Here is a 19,914-nt window from a genome sequence, read left to right on the forward strand (position 1 = left end):
CAGAAAAGGATCCCCTTAGATACCTACGCAAAGTAGATATGATCATTTTGAAATTCTTCCAAGCTGCTTGTAGATTGTCTTTGATAGATCCTTTCTATATAGAGCGAATGACATTACTATGGCTGTTATGATTCCAAAGATCACAAGGACGTAGCTCAGGCCTATTGCATGGCTCATGCTGCCTCCTGCGAGCTTGTCGAACAGAACTGTGGAATGTCTCGTTCCTGTAAGCATAAGAGCAATAATGATTGCAACAAGCGATATAATTGAGGTAAGCATGTATTTATAGGTGAGTGATATAAAAATCAAATCGGCTGCTGTCAGAATTGCTGACAGGATTATGTAATTGCCTGAAAAGGATGTCTCAAAAGTGCCGTTTTTCGCAAGGGCTATGCGGTGGAGGACTATGAGAGAGAAAACGACAAGTGTAAACGGAACTACAAATATATAGGGAAACACTGTCTGGGAGTGCTTCTTGAGCGTTGATGACTGCATAAGTGCTGAGGTGTTTGCCATGTAGGCTACATGGTAAACCACTGAAACAGGCATGAGCAGATACATTGACCCAAGCAGAAATTCGTCCGGAAGAAGGAATTCATATAGAAATCCAACAGCCCAAATTACTAAGACCATACAAAACTGTGTCTTGATTCCCGGAGTATATTTTGCCATCTTTAACATCTTTTTTGTGTCGTTCATCATTTTAATCAGCCTCCTTAAAGCTTCGGTAGTAATTATTTTGCATAGCCTTTACCATAAATCTGGTGATATGTAAGGATATGAAAAGTGATACGAAAAGTGGTACTGCCGGATTGATAATTCTTAAATAGTAGCTCAAAAATCCTACCAGAAATGCCACAGCACAGCCAAGGACTGTTACTATAAAACATCCCAGTGAAAAATAAATATTATAGGTAATCACTTTTCTTAGTAGCAGTAATGATGCGGTGTTTGCAGCATACATTCCAAAGATCAGTGAGAGTGACATAAAGATAATTCTTAAGTTGTTTTCTTTTCCGGTAGACATCACCAGCAGCATGGTTGGAACAATTGAAAGCGTAAACTGTATAAGCCTTCTGACCTGGTCTGTTACTGCTCCGATTTTCAAAAGGTCCTTTGCCTGCAGTGAGCATCGAAGCATTCCGTATTCATAGTCTTTTGCCAGTACGCCATTATAGGCGAAGTAATCACCAAAATAGTCAATATACAGCATCCATACAGAGGCAAATATCAGGGAAAGATATCCAATCTCTGATACTAGAGCCATGTTCATAAGGAATATTACGACCGGACACACTAAAAGCGTAGCAAGTGTAAGAAGGTCAGGGCAAAAGGTTCTGTAGGTTTTCAAGATTTTTTTCATAGGTCATATTCCCCCGATTATTTTGAATAGCTGAGTCTGGTGTTGGCGCGCATGATGCCTACTGAAAGCTGGGTCAGGGTAGGTACCTCGGTGGTGATGTCAAGTCCCGCAAGCTTATCAAGGTTATCTGAAAGGCAGAGACCTTCGAAACCAAAGCTGTTGGAGGTCATGTCAAAGAGGTACTTTTTAGCAACTTCCTCGCAGCTCTTTTCACCCTTAACATATACATATTTTTCCTTGAGATCCTCCACAAAGCCATGCTCAACAACAGTGCCGTTCTCGATTATTACAGCGTAGTCTGTGACGTTCTCCATATCGGCGATGTTGTGTGTTGAGTAGATAACGGAGTTCTCGCCCTCGTTAGATGCGATATAGTCGCGGATCATGGTGCATAGAGTCTCTCTCATCAGGGGATCTAAGGGTGATGCGGGCTCATCAAGGAGAAGGAGATTGGTCTTTCTTGAAAGAACGCCTGCAAGCATCAGCTTTGTTCTTGTTCCATCTGAAAGATTGCTTATCTTCTTGTTCTTTTCAAAAACATTGCCATTACCTACCGCAAGATCCTTTAACAGGGAGTCGTACTTGTTTTCATCAAAATCATCAAACAGAAGTGACTGAACTTCCTTAGCCTGCTTCATGTTCCAGTGGGGAAGGAAGTAGGTGCCTGTTCCTGTGTAGCCGATGCTGTTTTTTACAACAGGGTTAGACTCTCTGTCGCTTTCTGAGTATTTGTCAAAATATGTGATCTCGCCCTTGTGATCAAGGTTGATGCCGGCGATCATGTTTAAAAGTGTGGTCTTACCAGCGCCGTTTTCACCGATAAGAGCTGTTGCAAATCCCTTGGGAAAATCAAGGCTTTCTATCTTGAGATTAAAATCCTTATAGTTTTTTTCAATATTCTTACAAGATATAACTGTCTGTGTTTTCATGTCATTCCTCCTCGAAGCTTAGTAAAGTAGTTAACATTTCCTGTAATTCTTTGTCGCTCATCTTTGCGATCCTGGCAAAGCGGATAGCTTCAGTAAGGGCGGCTTCAACCTTGCGTGTATGCTGCTCCTTTAACATCTCTCCGTCCTGGGCGTTCACGTAATAGCCCTTGCCCTGGACTGCGGTGACAAGTCCCTCCTGTGCCAGAAGTTCGTAGGCCTTGATCGTTGTGATAACACTGATCCGAAGCTCCTTGGCCAGTCCACGTATTGAGGGAAGGTATTCACCCTGTTCAAATTTGCCTTCCAGTATTTCTGAGCGGAAGTTATCAGCTATCTGCTGATAGATCGGTACACCCGAATTCATTAAGATTTTCATATTGACCTCACAGAAAAATTAGTAGGTGTATATATCAACTGTATATGTGATATATATACAGTATTTACATTCGGGCGTCAACACCTTTTTTTACGAAAAATCGATTAGGGTATTATCCGTTAAAGTATTCTAAAAGTTCTATTAACTTGGATTTCCTGCATTTTATTTATGATAATGTGGAATCAGGATGCGGAGAGCATGGAGGAGCAATTGAAGTAATATGAATGCTGTTACAGGTTATCTTTTGTGTTTTGGATATGTCGGCCTTATTATTGTACTAAGCCTGGTGGCAAGAAAACTGAGGCTGTTTGGAGATGAAGGCGCCCGAAAATTCATCCATATAATGCTGTGTGTTTCATGGGTTCTAGGGACTCTTTTTGCCAACCAGATACATGCCGTTATCATACCTGTCATATCTGCAATTGCTAATTATGTTATTTTGAAAAAACGCTTAATCCCCGGGCTATATAGAGAGCAGGAAGTTTCCTATGGGACGGTCTATTATCCTATAAGCCTGGCATTGATGAACCTGGTTGCGCTTTTTAATAGGGACCTGGTGTTGGCTGCCGGAATCGGAGCATTTGCACTGGCATTAGGAGATGGCTTTGCGGCCATATTTGGGAAAATTGATAATAAATACAACATCCGCCTGAAAAAGGGAAAAAAGCTGTTTGGATCATTAGCCTGTCTTGTGTTCTCATTTATTGGAATATGGATCGTGTGCTACATACTGCATGCAAATATTCCGATCAGCTTTATGATCCTGCTTGCGGTCATCTCTATGATGTTGGAGTTTATTGGAGGAAAAATTGATAATCTCCTTATCCCGCTTGGGTTATTTGTGGTTTCGGGGTTCATGATTTCTTTTATGGTGTAGCATGCAGATAAGAAAAGCGTATCACAAGTTAATGCTGACTATGATAGTATCCACCCTGGCAGTGTTTCTGCATCTGATGGTCGATGCCATAGTCATAGGGCAATACCTTGGCGCAGAGGCTATTGCGGCGGCAGGATTGGTGAGTCCGCTTACCAATCTTTTTCTTGTGTGCGGAATGATGCTTGGCTTTGGATCCGGACTTGTGTGCATCAAGTACATGGGAATGGTAGATATGAAAAGAGCCAACACAGTTTTCAGCACGGCAACTACCCTGTCGATAGTACAGTCATTGTCGCTTTCATTTTTTATGTTCTTTTTTGCACGTTCTTTTGCCGGAATCATGGCATCATCAGCGGATAATCCATTGTTAATAGATAGTATAACCGGCTATCTTAAGGGATACGCTTTCATTCTTCCCGCAAGCTGGCTTATTTATCTTTTGTCGAATATTCTCGCGGCAGATAATGATTATAGAAGAGTCGTTATCGGAATGATGGCAGCGCTTATCTTTGATACTGTTTTTGATTTTGCAAATGTACTGATCTTTAAAGGCGGACTGTTTGGAATGGCAATGGCATCAACGCTTAGCCAGTATATTTCACTTGCTGTTTTGCTGACTCATTTCCTGAGGCCAGATAAGCTCTTTGTCTATCATCCCGGACAATACGATGTTCACGAGATAATAAATATAATCGAAAGCGGTGTGAATCATGTGTTCAGACAGGGCTCCGTTATCCTTAGGAAAATATGTATAAATGCAATTTTCATGGCAGCAGGGTCACTGGCCTGTGTAACTGCGTTCTCCATTTCCCAGTCGGTATATGCCATCGCCGAGGCTGTGGCCATAGGCATTATGGGTGCCGGTTCTATGGCGACAAGTCTGTTTTATGGTGAGAGAAACAAGAAGCAGCTTGAGGAAATTACCGCATATCATTTCAGGGTAACAATCCTGATACTAACGATAACCGGGGCACTTATAGGGCTTGGAGCCCCTGTGCTGGTCCGCGTCTTTTTGAAGGGTGGCGGAGCTGAATCGGATATTGCAAGAAGCTTCATCCAAAGCCAGGCGGTTCAGATCGTGCTTATTTCCTTGTCCTGCGCTTCTATAGGAATTTGTCAGGGAACGGGACGCTTTAAGACATCATACGCGATGACAGTTTTGCAGGACGGAGTTTTTCCGGTGGTCGGAGTATTTCTTATGTTTAAATTAGTTGGGATAGATGCTTCCAAATGGGGATTTGTTCTGTCAGGCTTTTTGGCGATGGCAGCGGTGCTTGTCATGTCTTGCATTCTTTGTCACAAGCTCCCTCTTAGTTTAAAAGGAATTGTTCCTCCTCCGAAGGACTGCTATATAGCTGATGATAAGTTTTTCGAAGCTGATATAAATTCCTATGAGGATGTTATGGAAGCTTCAAAGAACATAGTCAGGATGTGCCTGGAAAATGGCGCCAGCAAGCGCGCCGGAAACTTGCTGGGTCTCTTTGTTGAGGAAATGGGCAAGAACATAATCGACCACGGATTTGATGATGGCAAGGCACACAGCGCAGGCGTCAGGCTTGTCTGCGAGGATGACGGCTTTATGATAAGACTCCGGGATGACTGCAGAGCCTTCAATCCTGTTAACTGGCTGGAGATGCATGAATCCACTGATAAGATGAAGAATATCGGAATAAGAATGGTAATGGGACTTACTAAGGATGTTAAGTATTTGTCGGTCCTTCAGATGAATAGTCTGATCATAAATGTCAGGATGGAACAGTAGTGTATGGTAGTAACGGGATTATGGACCTTCTATAGAGAACGATGGGGCTACTATGGGGCTTCTATAGGGCTAGTGGAACCGGGTTCCTCTGGAGACTAGTGGGAGCGGGTTCCGCTGGAGACTAGTGGGAGTAGGTTCCCCTTGGAGACCGCGACATTTGAATGAAATGTTGATACAACACGTAGTAAAAAGCATGGAATGCGTAAAACTACGTGATATTTGCCAGAGTATAGAGAAAGCACGTAGAAAAAGCGGCATGTTGGCCGAAAACTACGTGATATTTACCAGAGTATAGAAAAAGCACGTAATAAAAACAGCAGGAATGCTAAAACTACGTGACGTTTGACGCTGAACATGAAAATGACGCGTATGAAATCGTTACATTGATGCTAAAATTACGTGATATTCTGCTGCACAAGAAAATGACACGTAGAAAAACGCTACATTGAAGCATAAGTTACGTGACATTTGCCTTAGCATAGAGAAAACACGTAATAAAACCAGAATGGTAGTCAAAAACTACGCGATATTTTCGCGGGACAGAAAAATTTCACGTAGAAACTAACAACCCCAACAAAATCCTACGTGCACTACCATAAAAACGAGAACCATACACGTAGAGACAGCGAAAAGAAAATAGCGCCATAAACTAACGCATCTTCAATTGAATAATGGGCGCCGGAGCGCCCATTTAATCCTTGATTGGCATGACTACCTTGTATCTGAAGGGATATGCTGGTCAACCCTGCGCAAAGCGCACCATTAGTGGCTTCGGGGTTGACAAGCATATCCCGTAAGATATCATAGTCATAAAGCCAATCAAGAGATTAGAAACTGCTCCCTTGACTTTTTTTCTTTATGAATGTTATCATACCCGAAGATTAAATATTGCTAGTAGGGTTTTGGAGATATTACCAGTGGCGGCGGATAGCTGCCAGATATCAGCAAGACCACGGTAAGGACATCCATAATCCGATCGGTTATGAGGTGTCTTTTTTGTTGCACAAGACCGGCAAGCGAATGGATGCTTGCATACAAATTCATTTGCCGGTTGTAAGAACATGGAGCACGAAGTGCGGAATGTTCGTGTGCGAAATCGAGCCTACTAGATTTTTGAAGGAGTATTCATGAGTAACGATTTATTTGAAAAAGCACCAATAAGGGAGGCGTACTTAAAGCTTGCTATTCCGGTAGTCCTCAGCATGGTAGTTCAGCTGGTTTACAGCATGGTGGACACCTACTTCATAGCTCTTACCGGCAACACTTCACTTATCGCAGGTGTTTCTGTGTGCACACCGCTTTTCACACTATTTCTTGCATTTGGTGATATGTTTGCACTGGGCGGAAACTCTTATATTTCAAGACTTCTTGGAGCAGGAAAAGGTGAGGACGGAAAGAGACTCAGCGTTTTTTGTATGTACGCAGCTATAGGCTTTGGCCTTCTCACGACGATCGTACTACTGATGTTTAAGACACCGATCCTAAGATTCCTCGGCGCGGATGGTGACGTCATGAACTATGCAGGCCAGTACTATCAGTTCATAGTCCTTGGCAGCTGCTTCATTATTTATTCACTGGTTCCCTCTAATCTTATGAGAACCGTGGGACATCCCAATGCTTCAATGATCACTTCAATAATCGGTGCGGTTGTGAATATCATTCTGGATCCTGTTTTCATCTTCGGACTTGGAATGGGAGCTGCAGGTGCAGCTATCGCAACGGTTATCGGATACATCACTTCAGACTTGTTCGCAATCTGGTACACAGCTACCAAGTGCGATGGACTGTCAGTTAAGCTTGGTGATTTTGGACTTCAGCTGGGAGAGCTTGGAAAAATCTTTGCTGTAGGTCTTCCCGCATCCGTTACGAATTTTACACAGACAATCGGAATCACTCTCACAAACCGTGCGCTTTCAGGCTACGGCAGTGACTCAATTGCAGTTATGGGAATCGTTCTGAAAATCGTAAACATTGTAATGCTTGTAATTGTAGGCCTTGCCTTCGGTGGACAGCCTCTTACAGGTTATGTATTTGGTTCGGGTAATAAGGAGAGACTTAAGAAGGTTCTGTCCTTTGCGTATCGCATAGTTGGCGGAACGGCAGCAGTGATGGCAGCAATAGTTGCACTTTTGGCAAATCCCCTTATGGGAGCATTTTTGAAGGACAGCTCACTTATATCTCAGGGAGCGCTTATGCTGAGACTCCAGATGCCCGGTATGATCCTTATGGGACTGAGCCTTGTAACTATATGTACCTTCCAGTCTATGGGCAAGGGAATGCCCGCGCTGATATTGTCACTTTGCAGACAGGGTATTGTGTATGCGGTGGTCATCACAGCTTTCCAGATGTTGTTTGGATATTACGGCGTTATCTCATCACAGCTTGGCGCAGACGTGGTTTCTGTTATAATAGCGGCAGGACTTTTCCTGATGTTCATTAAGCCTGAGCTTACTGAAGATGCCCACTAAATAATATTAAAAACCATTAACGGAGATAAAATGGCAGGTCAGATTACTCACATGGAAATTGCATACAGACTGGCAGAGCGCCTTGGGATAGACGAGGGAATCGAAGAGTTTATTCTCGGATCCGTGGCGCCTGACTCTGTTCATTTTGCAGATAATTATCTTGAGAAGAAAATCCATTCCCATATATTTGAAAACTGCGGACCCTGGGGAGATACTCAGGACTACGAGCAGTGGCTAAAAAATATAAAGAATTTCTGGGGAAAATATGGGACAGTAGAAAAGGATGACAAAAGGAGACTTTTCATACTTGGAATCTGTGCTCACTGCTATACCGATTACTGGAATGATCTTCTGATATGGAGAGCGCTTCAGAAAAAGAACGTTCCGCCAATGGACAATGAGGATTTCAAAAAGGTATACGCTCCCGAAACTATGCTGATAGACAGATGGCTTTACCAGCAGCTGGACAGAGGCCCTGAGATTTTGGAGCTTCTTGGGAATTCAAAGGAAGAGGATTTCGGGGACTTTGTAAGAGCCATAGACATGAAAAACATGAAGGAGCATCTTATAAATACCCAGTATAATCTACCGGATCCAATTGATGTTTCAGGGCATCGTTTCTATACATCAGCCATGATGCTATGGTTTCTTGATGAGACCACGGACAGAGTTTTCAAGCAGCTAAAAGAGCTGTAAAAACGTGTTGCCAAATCCAAACTACGGAGTATAATAATTTCAAACAAAGGCGTTTTGATTCACAATGTGATTCAAGGCGCCTATTTTTATGATATAGGAAATTTCTCCGAAATTCCTATATCATAAAAAGCGCTCCGCTATGGATGCGCACTCGCGCGATAGGAATATGTTGCCTTCAGCAACCGCGCTCGGCGCGAGAATGTCGCAAGCGACATTCTTTCTTGCTTTATCACTTTGCCTATTCACATGGACAAATTATTTAATCCAATAATAATATTATTAAAAAACGCATATAATATTTCGTTTTTAAGCTAAATATATTATTATTGTAATAGATGCTGAATTTGTGAATAACGGTACGAAAACAGTTTGAGGAGGAATTTAATAATGAGAGTAAGAAAAGTTCTTGCAACTGTAATGGCAGGCATTATGACTTTCAGTCTTTGTGCATGCTCGTCTTCGACAGGTTCTGCGCCTGCGTCATCAGGTTCTTCGTCCGGCGATACCATTAAGATCGGTGTCTTCGAGCCTTCTACCGGTGATTCTGCTTCCGGAGGAAAGAAGGAAATCCTTGGTATGCAGTATGCAAATTCAGAGACACCTACTGTAGAAGTTGGTGGCAAAACCTATAATGTCGAGTTGGTTATGGCTGACAATGGTTCTTCAGCAGATAAGGCTCCTTCCGCAGCTTCTGAGCTGGTTGGTAAGGATGTATCACTTGTTCTTGGTTCATACGGTTCAGGCGTTTCAATGGCAGGTGGTCCCAAGTTTGAAGAGGCTGGTCTTGCAGCAATCGGTGTAACCTGTACAAATCCCAATGTTACAGCGGGTAACGATTATTATTTCAGAATTTGTTTCCTTGATAATTTCCAGGCTGACGTTCTTGCGAACTTCGCTATTGATAAGTTCTCAGCTAAAAAGGCTTATTGCCTCGGTGAGAACGGTAACGAGTACGATCAGGGTCTTGTAGTTTTCTTCAAGCAGGTGTTTGAGGCAGCTGGCGGTGAGGTAATCACTGACTCCTTCCCGACAAACAACTCTGATTTCACATCTTACCTTAACAAGGCAAAGAGCGAAGGCGCTGATGTAATTTTTACACCTGTATCAATCGCTTATGCAAAACAGATCATGGAGCAGGCTGCTTCACTTGATATCGGAATTCCTTTCCTTGGATCAGATACTCTTGATGACAACATGGTTCTTGAGGCAACAAAGGGAACAAACCTCCAGCTTTACGTTTCAACCTTCTATCAGGAGGGTGGTTCAGAGGAATTCGATAAGGGCATCAAGGAGTACATCAACGGTAACTCAAGTGCACTTACAGCAAACGGTGGAAATGACACAATCTCAGCAGTTACAGCAATGGGTTATGACGCATACTATGTAGCTCTTGAAGCAATCAAGGCTGCAGGCTCAGGCGATAAGGCTGCCATCAAGTCAGCTATTTCAGGCGTTAAGTATGACGGTGTATCCGGCTCAATCGCTTTTGATGAGGTCGGTGATGCAGTTCGTGACACAGCTTACATCAAGACTGCAGATACAGCTACAGGAACATGGGAATTTGAAAAGGTTCAGACCGGTAGCGCAAAATAAGAAATTTTAAAGGATGATATTTTTATGGAATACGTCATTTCAATATTACTCTCCGGTATATCAGTAGGTGGTCAGTACGCGCTTATCGCTATCGGATACACTCTCGTATACGGAATACTTCGTCTTATCAACTTTGCTCACGGCGATGTATTCATGGTTGCCGGACTTCTTGGAATCTACTTCACAGCGACCCTTCCTATAGGAGGGTCGCTTCCTCTGGTTATTTTGGTAACTGTTCTTCTGGGCTTCACCATTGAGAGAGCAGCATATAAGCCCCTTCGAAATGCACCCAGAATGTCAGTTATGATCTCGGCTATCGGTGTCAGTTACCTTCTGCAAAATACTGCGACCTACGTAACTGGCGGACAGCCCATGACATATCCTACAATTCCGTTTTTGTCTGACACGGTGAATGTAGCAGGAACTCAGACAAAATGGGTAGTTATCATCACTCCCATTCTTGTGCTTGTTCTCGTCTTTGCACTTACCCAGCTTATAAACAGAACGAAAATCGGTATGGCCATGCGTGCTGTTTCAAAGGATTTTGAGACAAGCCGTCTCATGGGAATTAAGATTAACAGCGTAATTTCTGTCACATTTATTATTGGTTCAGCTCTTGCAGCAGTTGGTTCTATCCTGTTCTTTACGAACTATCCTGCGATAACTCCTACTGCCGGAGCAATGCCCGGACTTAAGGCATTTGTTGCTGCTGTTTTTGGAGGAATCGGTTCGATCCCCGGAGCTGTTATAGGTGCGTTCCTCATTGGTATCTGTGAGACCATCATCAAGGGACTGCCCTCAGCATGGGATGTTTCCGTATTTTCCGATGCATTTACTTTTGCGCTTCTGATAATAATTCTGGTATTCAAACCGCAGGGACTCTTCGGAGAAGCTGCTACTGATAAGGTGTGACGTATGAAACAAAAAAAGATAAATCTAAGAGCATTGGCAGCTATCGCCGTGATGCTTTTAATAATTATACTTCTTGAAAATATAAGCTCCATTATTCCGGGGCTTCCTCAGGTGTTCTGGCCCACAAGTCCTTTGTTCACCGTGTTAAAAAAGGCTGCCGTATACTCACTGGTTGCGGTATCAATGAACCTTCTTAACGGTTTTACAGGGCTGTTCTCACTGGGACAGGCAGGCTTTATGCTCCTTGGTGCATACACCTACGCAATCCTCATGGTGCCTGCAGCTTCCAAGGAACAGGTATACTACCTCTTTGGGGGATGTGCCTTCAATTCATCAATCATTGATATTCTCGGCGGTATCTTTGGAACAACAGGTGTGGGCGGAGCCATCAGCATGATAATTGGCTGCATCATTGCAATTATTCTTGCAGGCTGCGTTGCAGGATTTTTTGCTTATCTCATAGGCTTCCCTGTACTTCGCTTGAAAAGTGATTATCTTGCGATCGCAACCCTTGGTTTTGCAGAGATTCTCCGTGCCATTTTCCAGTGGCAGAAGCTCGGTAAAATTACAAACGGTGCAAACATGATAAAGGGCTTCCCGACATTTTCAAGCTTCAATATCACAGACGGAGCAGGACACGAGATAGTAAGACTATCAACATTTGTACCATTCCTTATCTCAACTGTCTGTATCGTGATAATTGTGCTTCTTATCAACAGCTCATACGGCAGAGCCTTCAAGTCCATCAGAGATGACGAGGTTGCTGCAGAGGCTATGGGAATCAATCTCTTTAGTCACAAGATGTTATCCTTTGTTATTTCCAGCTTCTTTGCGGGAGTTGGCGGTGCACTTTTTGCAATGTATGTTGCCAACGCACAGGCTAAGGCATTCACATCTGTTATGACCTACGAGATTCTTCTTATCGTTGTTATCGGCGGAATCGGCTCCGTAAGCGGAAGCGTGCTTGCTACTTTCCTGTATGTTGCATGCTCCGAGTGGTGGCTCAGATTCCTCGACAGTGAATTATACATTGGTAGCTTCAAAGTTCCGTTCCTTAGAAACGGTTTCCGTATGGTGGTATTTTCAATCGTCATCATGGTAATCGTGCTGTTCTTTTCACAGGGAATTATGGGAGAAAAAGAGATTAGTTTGGCAGCGCTTTTTGACAGAAGCTCTCGAAAAAAGGAAAGGAAAGAATAAGACATGGGGAACGCTTTACGTCTTGAAAATATAACAATGCAGTTTGGCGGCGTTGTTTCAGTTAATAACCTGACCCTTGATGTGGAGGAGCACAAGATCACCGCACTGATAGGACCTAACGGTGCAGGAAAAACCACAGCGTTTAACTGCATCACAGGAGTTTATCAGCCCACCAACGGTCAGATAGAGTTTATGGGTCAGCCCATAGTAAGAAATCACCCGACAGGAAAAGCTGCAAAAACCTACAAGGGTGAGAACGCGGATAAATATGCGAAAGATGCAGTTCTTTCACCGACTCCGGATCAGATTACAGGTCTTGGAATTGCCCGTACTTTTCAGAACATCCGTCTCTGGAAGAGCATGACTGTTTTTGACAACGTGCTTATTGCAAAGCATCAGCATGCTAAGCAGAATGTCTTTTCCGCAATTTTCAGAGGTAATATGGCTGAAGAGAAGAGGATGAGAGAGGAGACCATGGAGCTTCTTAAGGAGCAGGGTCTTGATGCCTACAAGGATGAGCTGGCAGTCAGCCTTCCGTATGGTCTTCAGAGACGCCTTGAGATTGCAAGAGCTCTTGCAACAAATCCCAAGCTCCTTCTTCTTGATGAGCCCGCTGCCGGAATGAACCCGCAGGAAACTATCGAGCTTGCTGAATTTGTAAGACAGATAAGAGATAAGTATGATCTCACAGTTTTCCTGATTGAGCATCATATGGATCTTGTCATGAATATTTCTGATTACATTTATGTAATCGATTTTGGAAGTGAGATAGCGCAGGGTGTTCCTAAGGAGGTTCAGCAGAACCAGCGAGTTATCGAGGCATATTTAGGTGTAACTGAGGAGGAAGGCTAATCTGTGAAGACTTGGTGAGGTTTTTGCGAACCTAGTCTGAACGTGTTCTGGGGAGCGAAGCGATGTGCAGATCACCTGGCGAGGTATTTTCGAGCCTGGTGAGATGTCATACAGAGTAGATCAGAACTTCCGAATGAATTGGAGTGATATTTATGAGCGAAAAGGTTTTACAGATAGACAACTTACAGATTGGATATGGCGGTATCGAGGCTGTCCGCGGCATAAGCTTTGACGTTAATAAGGGCGAGATTGTTACCCTTATCGGTGCTAACGGAGCGGGCAAGAGCTCAATACTTCGCACCTTATCCGGACTTGTTAAGCCCAAGGGCGGCAAGGTAATCTTTGAGGGTGAGGACATTACCGGTAAGGATCCTACTCTCATCGTACAGAAGGGAATGATGATGGTTCCCGAGGGAAGAAGGATTTTTCCTAATCTTACAGTACTTGAGAATCTTAAGATCGGTGCTTATCTTAGAAATGATGATCTTGAGCAGGATATTGAGATGGTCTTCGGATACTTCCCGAGACTTAAGGAGAGAGCATGGCAGGCAGGTGGTACTCTTTCAGGTGGTGAGCAGCAGATGCTTGCTGTTGGACGAGCTCTTATGGGAAGACCCAAGCTCCTTATGATGGATGAACCTTCTCTTGGACTTGCTCCTATCGTAGTGCAGGGTATATTCGATATTATCCGCAAGATTCACGAGGACGGAGCTACTGTTCTTCTTATCGAGCAGAATGCGAACATGGCGTTGCACGTTGCTGACAGAGCGTATGTTATCGAGAACGGTAAGATATCAATGGAGGGCACCGGCGCAGAGCTGCTTGAGGATGAGCAGGTTAAGGCAGCGTACCTTGGTAGTGCGAAGTAAGGTGGGTTTTGTTAGGTATTGTAGATAATAGAAGAGTTGTAGATATTTGATGAGAGTTTCGGGTATCTAAAATGTTGGGCTTCATGAAGTGGTTGCTTTGTGAAGTCCTTTTTTGTGGTTTTGGGGATATGATGGGAGCTATGAAGGTTTTTTTGGCGGGAGGTGGGGACATTTGCTTTGCTTTTTTGTTCTTTTTCAGTGTTCTTTTTCTTTTTTGGGGTGGCGTTACGCCTGTGGTGTGCTTTTTATGAAAATAGACTGAATAGATTGTTAGTCTAGAGGCGGTTGTTTAGCCCTATTTTGGGGTGTGTTACGCCGGTGGTCCTGTAGGAGATGATATAGACGTACCAGGTTCTGAAATAAAGTATAGTTTTCGGAGGGCTGTTACACCTACTGACTTAGAATGTACTATACTGACTGAATTTTCTTATCCAAAAATTTGTTGAAAAAGGGTTCCTCATAAAATGAACGCTATGGAGTTCAACCGATACCTCTTTCAACAAGCTTATAGACGTAACGCATACGAAATAACGATAACTTTTAAGGAGAAGCGTTAAGCCGGGAATACTTTATGCAAGCTTTTAGACGTAAAGGGATGAAAAACACCCCGCTAAGGGAGAAGACAAGAGCAGGAAATAGTCGCAAAATTGAAAATAATTACACTAGTGACCGTGAGAAGGCATATGAGCAGATGATGACTATGAAGCGAAGTTAGAATGAATGCTTCCTACATTATGTAGGGTATTCTTTTTTATAAGAATAATGTTGACAAAAATAATTTACAGATTTATATTTAGACAAACATCAAATTAGAAACATAAAGAGAGGAAAGATAATTATGAAAATGGATATATACAAGAAAATAGTTAAGGCTGCCGGAATAATGACAGGAGATATGGTGCTTATCCAGTACTGGATGGAGGAGAGCTTCAGTGATGATGTGGCATTTTTGCAGGCAGAGATTGCGGCTGCGGGAGCTACACCTGTGATGGTGGTTCAGAATCTGAAGATAAGTCAGATGATAAATGAGAATGCGACGGAGAACACTTATGGCGATAAGTTCTTCAAACTGTATGAGGATGCGGATGTGGTCATCGACCTGATGGAGAGACCGGTAGGTGTTCTTACTAAACCTCTTGAGCCTGAGAAGATGCAGCTTCTTGGTCAGTATATGGGAAGGCTGTTTCAGACCTGTGCAACCAGGAGGAAGATGCTGCAGCTTCGCGTTCCTACAAAGACTATGGCCGAGAAGGAAGGTCTCTCCTTTGAAGAATATCGTGAGAGAATGGAAGCAGCGCTGGACATTGACTACGATGCACTTAAGGATGAGTGCGAGAAGCTTAAGGCGGTTACAGAGAAGCATTCAGGTGTTACAATTATGACCGGAGATGGGAAGTATGCGCTGGACATGGCATTTGGCGACAGACAGTGGAGCGTGGATGCCGGAGATGGCGACATTCCCTGCGGTGAGATTAGCGTGGCGCCTGTCGAGAACGAGACCAACGGCGAGGTTTTCTTTGAAAAGATATATCTCCCGGATGCGGAGAATCCGAGAATCAGACATGACTTTTACAAGGTAGTTCTCACAGTAAAAAATGGTGTAATAGAGAGCTCTGACAATGACGATTTCAACAAACTTTTAGAGAGCTATGGAAAAGAAAACAGCACAATGTGCGAGCTGGGAATCGGCATGAATCCCGGAGTGACAAGTCTTTGCGGCTGCGCAGTACTTGATGAAAAAATGATAGGAACCTTCCATATCGGAATCGGAGATAATACAATGTTTGGTGGAGAGAACGAAGCGGACTTCCACAACGATCTCGTGGGTGTGGGAGAGCTTAACTGGAAGTAAAGCTGTTTTTGTTTGGAAGAAAAAAAGCCAGAACCAACATAAAGCCAAGAATAATAAACTTAGCGCCAAGAAAAATAGCATTGGCGAATTAAATAGAAAAGTTTGGGAGATTTAATTATGAGCGAAAAAGGACAAGAATTTTTTAAATATCTTGATGATAGAAAATCAGCAGTTTTATCGGAAGTAAAATCCCTCGCTGCAGAGGACAGAACAGACGAGAGCAACATCTTAAAGGCCAAGGCCAACATCTACGACATCAGCAAAGCTGTGTTTGGAGTGGCTGAAAAGGCAGTTTCAGAGGAGCAGCTTAGGGATGAGTTTTTGAAGAAGTTTGGTAACATCACAGGTCAGTGGGAGAAGGCCTACGAGCAGGCAAAGGTCCATGATGACAGCTACAAGATACTTGTTGAGGAAGCCAAGCTTTCAGCGGTAAGTGAGATAAAAGAGAAGGCTGCAGAGCTTTTTTGACTGGGAGGTAAACTATGACTGAGACTCAGGCGATAGCACTGTTTAAATGTCTTGCAGATAAATCGAGAATACAGATACTTAAGTCCCTCATGACAGAGGAGATGTATGTTGAGCGACTTTCTGAGAGGCTGGGACTTACACCTGCAACCATATCCTTCCACTTGAAAAAGCTTGTGGATGCGGGAGCTGTGAAATTCAGGAAGGAGCAGTACTACACGATCTACTCCATCAATGACGAGGTCTTCAACGTGACTATCCTTGATATTTTGAAGGAGGAGTCCGAGGAGAAAAATCTTCAGAAGGAGCGTGATGATGCGTACAGGAAGAAGGTAATCGACAGCTTCTTCGAGTATGGCAAGCTTAAAAGTATTCCCACTCAGCGCAAGAAGGAGCGCATAGTTCTTGAGGAAATCGCAAAGGCCTTCGAGGAAGGAAAGGAATACACAGAGAGGGAAGTTAATATAATAATCGCCGATTTTAATGATGACTTCTGCACCATTCGAAGAGATATGGTTGCGGAAAAGCTTCTTGAGAGGGATAAGACAAAATATAAAATCCGCAAGAATTGGTAGGTTTACGACAATAATGTTTAGGAGAACAAAGTAATAAAGAAAAAGTAAGAAAAAGTCTTCCCTGAAGTGATTAATACAATCTACCAGGGAAGACTTTTATTATGATATCACACTTTCTTCAACCTCAAAATCTCATCCAGCAACGCATTAGCCGCCACATCCTTACTCATAATCGGCAGCTCCTTCTGATCATCCTTTGTGATAAGTGTAAGAATATTTGTATCCGTTCCAAATCCTGCGCCCTCAACCTTTACGTTGTTGGCAGCGATCATGTCGAGATTTTTCTTTGTGAGCTTGTTTTTGCTGTTTTCTATCATGTTCTCGGTTTCCATTGAGAAGCCGCATAAAAACTGGCTATCCTTCTTGCGCTCGCCGAGAGTTTTTAATATATCAGTGGTTCTCTCAAGGGGAATGGACATGTCACCGTCACCCTTCTTGATCTTGTTGTCAGCAACCGTGGCGGGTCTGTAATCAGCGACGGCAGCAGCTTTTATCACGATGTCTGATGTATCAAAATCGGCCATTACTGCATCGTACATATCCTTGGCGGAAACGATGTCCACAACCTTCATGTAAGGAGGCTTCGGAAGATCGGAGGGGCCTGTCACGAGAGTTACGTCGGCGCCTCTTCGGGATGCTGCCTTTGCGATGGCATAGCCCATTTTTCCTGTGGAGTGATTGGTCAAAAATCTGACGGGATCAATAGCTTCGCGGGTGGGACCGGCGGTTACGAGAACCTTCATTCCTGTCATGTCCTTTTCGTGAGAGCAGGTGTGAAGACACACTTCAAGGAGACTCTCGGGAGAAGGGAGTTTACCCTTGCCGACTGCGCCGCAGGCGAGACGTCCGCTGTCGGGCTCGATGATCTCCCAGCCGTAGTGGCGGAGCTTCTCGATATTATCCTGAGTCACCGGATTCTCCAGCATGTTAGTGTTCATGGAAGGCGCGATAGCCTTGGGACATCTGCAGGCGAGAACGGTTGTGGCCAGCATGTCGTCTGCGATTCCGTGGGCGAACTTTGCGATTATATTAGCGGTGGCGGGAGCGACGATCACCATGTCAGCTTTGTCTGCAACGGAGATGTGCTCAACGCTGTGAACGAAATTCCTGTCAAAGGTATCTGTCAGCGCTTTGTTCCCTGTGAGTTGTTCGAAGGTAACAGGAGTTACAAATTTTGTTGCATTTTCAGTCATGATGACCTGGACGTTGGCATGCTGTTTTACCAGTGCTGAAGCCAGCTCGCAGGCCTTGTAACATGCGATTCCTCCGGTTACTCCCAGTACAATATTTTTACCACCAAGCATAATTAAACCCTCTCTTTTTTCATGAAAACAATTTGAATTAACTCTATCACAAAAGAGTGTAATTGCAAGAAAACTTGTGGAAGAAAAAATAATTTTTCATTGGGGTTGAAGTCACGAATTCCTATGATATAATCAGTTTGGTTTTGATATCGGGTAAACGTCCACTGTACCTTTTTCAAGGACAGGAGGAACAAACGCCTGTCCCGATGTCGTAATTCTAAGCACCGTATCCGCGGAAGGCGGAACGCAAGCAAGGAGGAAAAAATGAATAACAGTTTTAATCTCAGAAGGATGACAGAACTTGCCATCTTTGTCACTATCATTCTCGTAATGAAGATAACAGGATTATCTTCAATTCCGGTTGGACCACTTGTAATGACCTTCACAATGGTGCCGATCGCTATCGGAGCAATGCTCCTTGGTCCCGCAGAGGGCGCAGCTTTGGGATTCGCTTATGGTCTCACAAGTCTTAGCGATGCAATCACCGGAACATCAGCCATGACAGGCTTCTTTTTCCAGATCAGTCCTATACATACAATTATTCTCTGCGTTGGTATGAGAACTCTTGTTGGTTTCCTTACAGGCTATATCTTTAAGGTTCTTAGAAAAATCGACAGCAAGAAAATCTGGTGCTACTATGTCGGCGGACTTCTTGCACCCATGCTCAACACAGTACTTTTCATGGGATATATCGTTCTCTTCTTCTACAAGACAGAGTTCGTACAGAACCTCGTAACCAAGCTTGGCGCAGTTAACCCTATCATGTTCGTAATTCTTCTCGTTGGACTTCAGGGTATGATCGAGTGGTTCACAGGCTGCCTTGTTGGCGGAACTGTGGCTAAGGCTGTAGCTCACGCAGTTAAGAGAGACGTAGAAGTAGCGTGCTGATTGCAGTCAGACATTTTGAAAGTCAAATTTAAAGTAATAAAAAGCTATCGGAGGAAGTAACACACATGATCCTGGCTATAGATGTAGGAAATACGAACATTGTTCTCGGAGGCGTCGAGAATGGAGAGGAGCAGTTTTCGGTAAGGATTGCAAGCGACCGCAATAAAACCGCAGACCAGTACGCTCTTGATCTTCAGGGAATCTTAAGCATGCATCATGTGGATCCGTCTGAAATTGAGGGAGGGATAATTTCATCGGTTGTGCCGTATCTTCAGTCGGTGCTTCCCCGAGCAGTGAAAATCCTTACAGGTATCGACATACTGGTTGTGGGCCCTGACCTTGATACCGGGCTCGACATCCGTACCGATAATCCTAAGGCAGTCGGAAGCGACTTAATAGTCGGAGCTGTTGCAGCCCGCGCCAAGTACAAGCTTCCCGTCGCGATCGTGGACATGGGAACAGCAACTACAATGTCAGTCATCGATGAGAACGGCAGCTATATCGGGGGCATGATCATCCCGGGTCTCTGGGTTTCACTGAATGCCCTTTCATCCTTGGCAGCCCAGCTTCCCAACATCGATCTCACAGGAAAAGCGGAAGTGCTTGGCACTAATACAGTAGACTGCATGCGCGCCGGCTCACTTATCGGATGTGCCGCCATGCTGGACGGTATTATAGACAGAGTCGAGGAAGAGCTTGGAAAGCCGGTGAGCGCTGTACTCACAGGAGGAGTCAGCTCTTTCGTTGCACCCTACTGCAAGAGAGATTTCCACCTTGAGCCTGACATCCTCATACGAGGACTTCAGATATTATATGAACGAAATACAAAATAACTTTCTTGTGAATGGGTATAACATGAAAATAATGGCGCAGACTAAAAACGGTCTGCGCTATTTTTATGCGAATAAATAATTAAACATTTATAAATTATCG

General features: G+C 43.8%; 19 protein-coding genes. 14 read left to right on the forward strand and 5 right to left on the reverse strand.

Annotation, left to right across the window (positions count from 1 at the left end; translation table 11 throughout):
- Positions 1–42: 42 nt before the first annotated feature.
- The 4 genes from G587_RS0118890 to G587_RS0118905 are packed head-to-tail and all read right to left on the reverse strand — an operon-like array spanning position 43 to position 2,656.
- Positions 43–702 carry a hypothetical protein gene (locus G587_RS0118890; protein WP_026493517.1) on the reverse strand — a complete coding sequence of 220 codons (660 nt, stop codon included), beginning with the start codon at positions 700–702 and terminating at the stop codon, positions 43–45.
- Position 703: 1 nt separating this feature from the next.
- Positions 704–1,363: a hypothetical protein gene (locus G587_RS0118895; protein WP_026493518.1), complete on the reverse strand. Its 660-nt coding sequence runs from the start codon at positions 1,361–1,363 to the stop codon at positions 704–706.
- Between the two features lie 17 nt (positions 1,364–1,380).
- A complete protein-coding gene (locus tag G587_RS0118900) occupies positions 1,381–2,292 on the reverse strand; it encodes an ATP-binding cassette domain-containing protein (protein ID WP_026493519.1) in 912 nt (303 codons plus the stop codon).
- A 1-nt stretch (position 2,293) separates the two neighbouring features.
- Complete coding sequence (locus G587_RS0118905) at positions 2,294–2,656, reverse strand: GntR family transcriptional regulator (protein ID WP_330364545.1); 363 nt, start codon at positions 2,654–2,656, stop codon at positions 2,294–2,296.
- A gap of 232 nt (positions 2,657–2,888) precedes the next feature.
- Here G587_RS0118905 and G587_RS0118910 point away from each other — a divergent pair, with 232 nt between their 5' ends.
- From G587_RS0118910 to G587_RS0118975, 12 genes are all read left to right on the forward strand, one after another.
- On the forward strand, positions 2,889–3,545 hold the full coding sequence (locus tag G587_RS0118910; RefSeq protein ID WP_026493521.1) for a hypothetical protein: 657 nt from the start codon (positions 2,889–2,891) through the stop codon (positions 3,543–3,545).
- A 31-nt stretch (positions 3,546–3,576) separates the two neighbouring features.
- Positions 3,577–5,307: an MATE family efflux transporter gene (locus G587_RS0118915; protein ID WP_196812623.1), complete on the forward strand. Its 1,731-nt coding sequence runs from the start codon at positions 3,577–3,579 to the stop codon at positions 5,305–5,307.
- Positions 5,308–6,434: 1,127 nt separating this feature from the next.
- Positions 6,435–7,775 carry an MATE family efflux transporter gene (locus G587_RS0118920; RefSeq protein ID WP_026493523.1) on the forward strand — a complete coding sequence of 447 codons (1,341 nt, stop codon included), beginning with the start codon at positions 6,435–6,437 and terminating at the stop codon, positions 7,773–7,775.
- A 30-nt stretch (positions 7,776–7,805) separates the two neighbouring features.
- A complete protein-coding gene (locus G587_RS0118925; RefSeq protein ID WP_026493524.1) occupies positions 7,806–8,471 on the forward strand; it encodes a zinc dependent phospholipase C family protein in 666 nt (221 codons plus the stop codon).
- A gap of 387 nt (positions 8,472–8,858) precedes the next feature.
- Positions 8,859–10,064, forward strand: a complete 1,206-nt coding sequence (locus tag G587_RS0118930) for an ABC transporter substrate-binding protein (protein WP_026493525.1) — start codon at positions 8,859–8,861, stop codon at positions 10,062–10,064.
- A 24-nt stretch (positions 10,065–10,088) separates the two neighbouring features.
- The gene (locus tag G587_RS0118935; RefSeq protein ID WP_026493526.1) at positions 10,089–10,976 is read left to right on the forward strand and encodes a branched-chain amino acid ABC transporter permease; all 888 of its coding nucleotides are present in this window, start codon (positions 10,089–10,091) and stop codon (positions 10,974–10,976) included.
- Between the two features lie 3 nt (positions 10,977–10,979).
- On the forward strand, positions 10,980–12,176 hold the full coding sequence (locus G587_RS0118940; RefSeq protein ID WP_026493527.1) for a branched-chain amino acid ABC transporter permease: 1,197 nt from the start codon (positions 10,980–10,982) through the stop codon (positions 12,174–12,176).
- A gap of 3 nt (positions 12,177–12,179) precedes the next feature.
- The gene (locus tag G587_RS0118945) at positions 12,180–13,028 is read left to right on the forward strand and encodes an ABC transporter ATP-binding protein (protein ID WP_026493528.1); all 849 of its coding nucleotides are present in this window, start codon (positions 12,180–12,182) and stop codon (positions 13,026–13,028) included.
- Positions 13,029–13,180: 152 nt separating this feature from the next.
- Positions 13,181–13,897 carry an ABC transporter ATP-binding protein gene (locus G587_RS0118950; RefSeq protein WP_035787343.1) on the forward strand — a complete coding sequence of 239 codons (717 nt, stop codon included), beginning with the start codon at positions 13,181–13,183 and terminating at the stop codon, positions 13,895–13,897.
- A gap of 838 nt (positions 13,898–14,735) precedes the next feature.
- Complete coding sequence (locus tag G587_RS0118965; protein WP_026493531.1) at positions 14,736–15,749, forward strand: aminopeptidase; 1,014 nt, start codon at positions 14,736–14,738, stop codon at positions 15,747–15,749.
- 117 nt (positions 15,750–15,866) lie between these two features.
- Positions 15,867–16,217, forward strand: a complete 351-nt coding sequence (locus tag G587_RS0118970) for a hypothetical protein (RefSeq protein ID WP_026493532.1) — start codon at positions 15,867–15,869, stop codon at positions 16,215–16,217.
- Positions 16,218–16,231: 14 nt separating this feature from the next.
- Complete coding sequence (locus G587_RS0118975) at positions 16,232–16,789, forward strand: DUF2087 domain-containing protein (RefSeq protein WP_026493533.1); 558 nt, start codon at positions 16,232–16,234, stop codon at positions 16,787–16,789.
- A gap of 107 nt (positions 16,790–16,896) precedes the next feature.
- On the opposite strand, the gene coaBC is transcribed toward G587_RS0118975, so the two are convergent.
- The gene (coaBC, locus tag G587_RS0118980) at positions 16,897–18,093 is read right to left on the reverse strand and encodes a bifunctional phosphopantothenoylcysteine decarboxylase/phosphopantothenate--cysteine ligase CoaBC (RefSeq protein ID WP_026493534.1); all 1,197 of its coding nucleotides are present in this window, start codon (positions 18,091–18,093) and stop codon (positions 16,897–16,899) included.
- A 264-nt stretch (positions 18,094–18,357) separates the two neighbouring features.
- Here coaBC and G587_RS0118985 point away from each other — a divergent pair, with 264 nt between their 5' ends.
- Together G587_RS0118985 and G587_RS0118990 are read left to right on the forward strand one after the other, a co-directional pair.
- A complete protein-coding gene (locus G587_RS0118985; RefSeq protein ID WP_026493535.1) occupies positions 18,358–18,981 on the forward strand; it encodes an ECF transporter S component in 624 nt (207 codons plus the stop codon).
- Positions 18,982–19,046: 65 nt separating this feature from the next.
- Complete coding sequence (locus tag G587_RS0118990; protein ID WP_026493536.1) at positions 19,047–19,814, forward strand: type III pantothenate kinase; 768 nt, start codon at positions 19,047–19,049, stop codon at positions 19,812–19,814.
- Positions 19,815–19,914 lie beyond the last annotated feature (100 nt).

The organism is Butyrivibrio sp. XPD2002, from assembly GCF_000423945.1.
Taxonomy (GTDB): domain Bacteria; phylum Bacillota; class Clostridia; order Lachnospirales; family Lachnospiraceae; genus Butyrivibrio.

What these genes read in the sequence shown, in the direction of transcription:
- G587_RS0118925 (WP_026493524.1), top strand. Translation starts at nt 7,806, where the DNA reads ATGGCAGGTCAGATTACTCACATGGAAATTGCATACAGACTGGCAGAG.
- G587_RS0118950 (WP_035787343.1), top strand. Translation starts at nt 13,181, where the DNA reads ATGAGCGAAAAGGTTTTACAGATAGACAACTTACAGATTGGATATGGC.
- G587_RS0118985 (WP_026493535.1), top strand. Translation starts at nt 18,358, where the DNA reads ATGAATAACAGTTTTAATCTCAGAAGGATGACAGAACTTGCCATCTTT.
- G587_RS0118970 (WP_026493532.1), top strand. Translation starts at nt 15,867, where the DNA reads ATGAGCGAAAAAGGACAAGAATTTTTTAAATATCTTGATGATAGAAAA.
- G587_RS0118975 (WP_026493533.1), top strand. Translation starts at nt 16,232, where the DNA reads ATGACTGAGACTCAGGCGATAGCACTGTTTAAATGTCTTGCAGATAAA.
- G587_RS0118915 (WP_196812623.1), top strand. Translation starts at nt 3,577, where the DNA reads ATGCTGACTATGATAGTATCCACCCTGGCAGTGTTTCTGCATCTGATG.
- coaBC (WP_026493534.1), bottom strand. Translation starts at nt 18,093, where the DNA reads ATGCTTGGTGGTAAAAATATTGTACTGGGAGTAACCGGAGGAATCGCA.
- G587_RS0118940 (WP_026493527.1), top strand. Translation starts at nt 10,980, where the DNA reads ATGAAACAAAAAAAGATAAATCTAAGAGCATTGGCAGCTATCGCCGTG.
- G587_RS0118920 (WP_026493523.1), top strand. Translation starts at nt 6,435, where the DNA reads ATGAGTAACGATTTATTTGAAAAAGCACCAATAAGGGAGGCGTACTTA.
- G587_RS0118965 (WP_026493531.1), top strand. Translation starts at nt 14,736, where the DNA reads ATGAAAATGGATATATACAAGAAAATAGTTAAGGCTGCCGGAATAATG.
- G587_RS0118910 (WP_026493521.1), top strand. Translation starts at nt 2,889, where the DNA reads ATGAATGCTGTTACAGGTTATCTTTTGTGTTTTGGATATGTCGGCCTT.
- G587_RS0118945 (WP_026493528.1), top strand. Translation starts at nt 12,180, where the DNA reads ATGGGGAACGCTTTACGTCTTGAAAATATAACAATGCAGTTTGGCGGC.
- G587_RS0118905 (WP_330364545.1), bottom strand. Translation starts at nt 2,656, where the DNA reads ATGAATTCGGGTGTACCGATCTATCAGCAGATAGCTGATAACTTCCGC.
- G587_RS0118935 (WP_026493526.1), top strand. Translation starts at nt 10,089, where the DNA reads ATGGAATACGTCATTTCAATATTACTCTCCGGTATATCAGTAGGTGGT.
- G587_RS0118895 (WP_026493518.1), bottom strand. Translation starts at nt 1,363, where the DNA reads ATGAAAAAAATCTTGAAAACCTACAGAACCTTTTGCCCTGACCTTCTT.
- G587_RS0118930 (WP_026493525.1), top strand. Translation starts at nt 8,859, where the DNA reads ATGAGAGTAAGAAAAGTTCTTGCAACTGTAATGGCAGGCATTATGACT.
- G587_RS0118890 (WP_026493517.1), bottom strand. Translation starts at nt 702, where the DNA reads ATGATGAACGACACAAAAAAGATGTTAAAGATGGCAAAATATACTCCG.
- G587_RS0118990 (WP_026493536.1), top strand. Translation starts at nt 19,047, where the DNA reads ATGATCCTGGCTATAGATGTAGGAAATACGAACATTGTTCTCGGAGGC.
- G587_RS0118900 (WP_026493519.1), bottom strand. Translation starts at nt 2,292, where the DNA reads ATGAAAACACAGACAGTTATATCTTGTAAGAATATTGAAAAAAACTAT.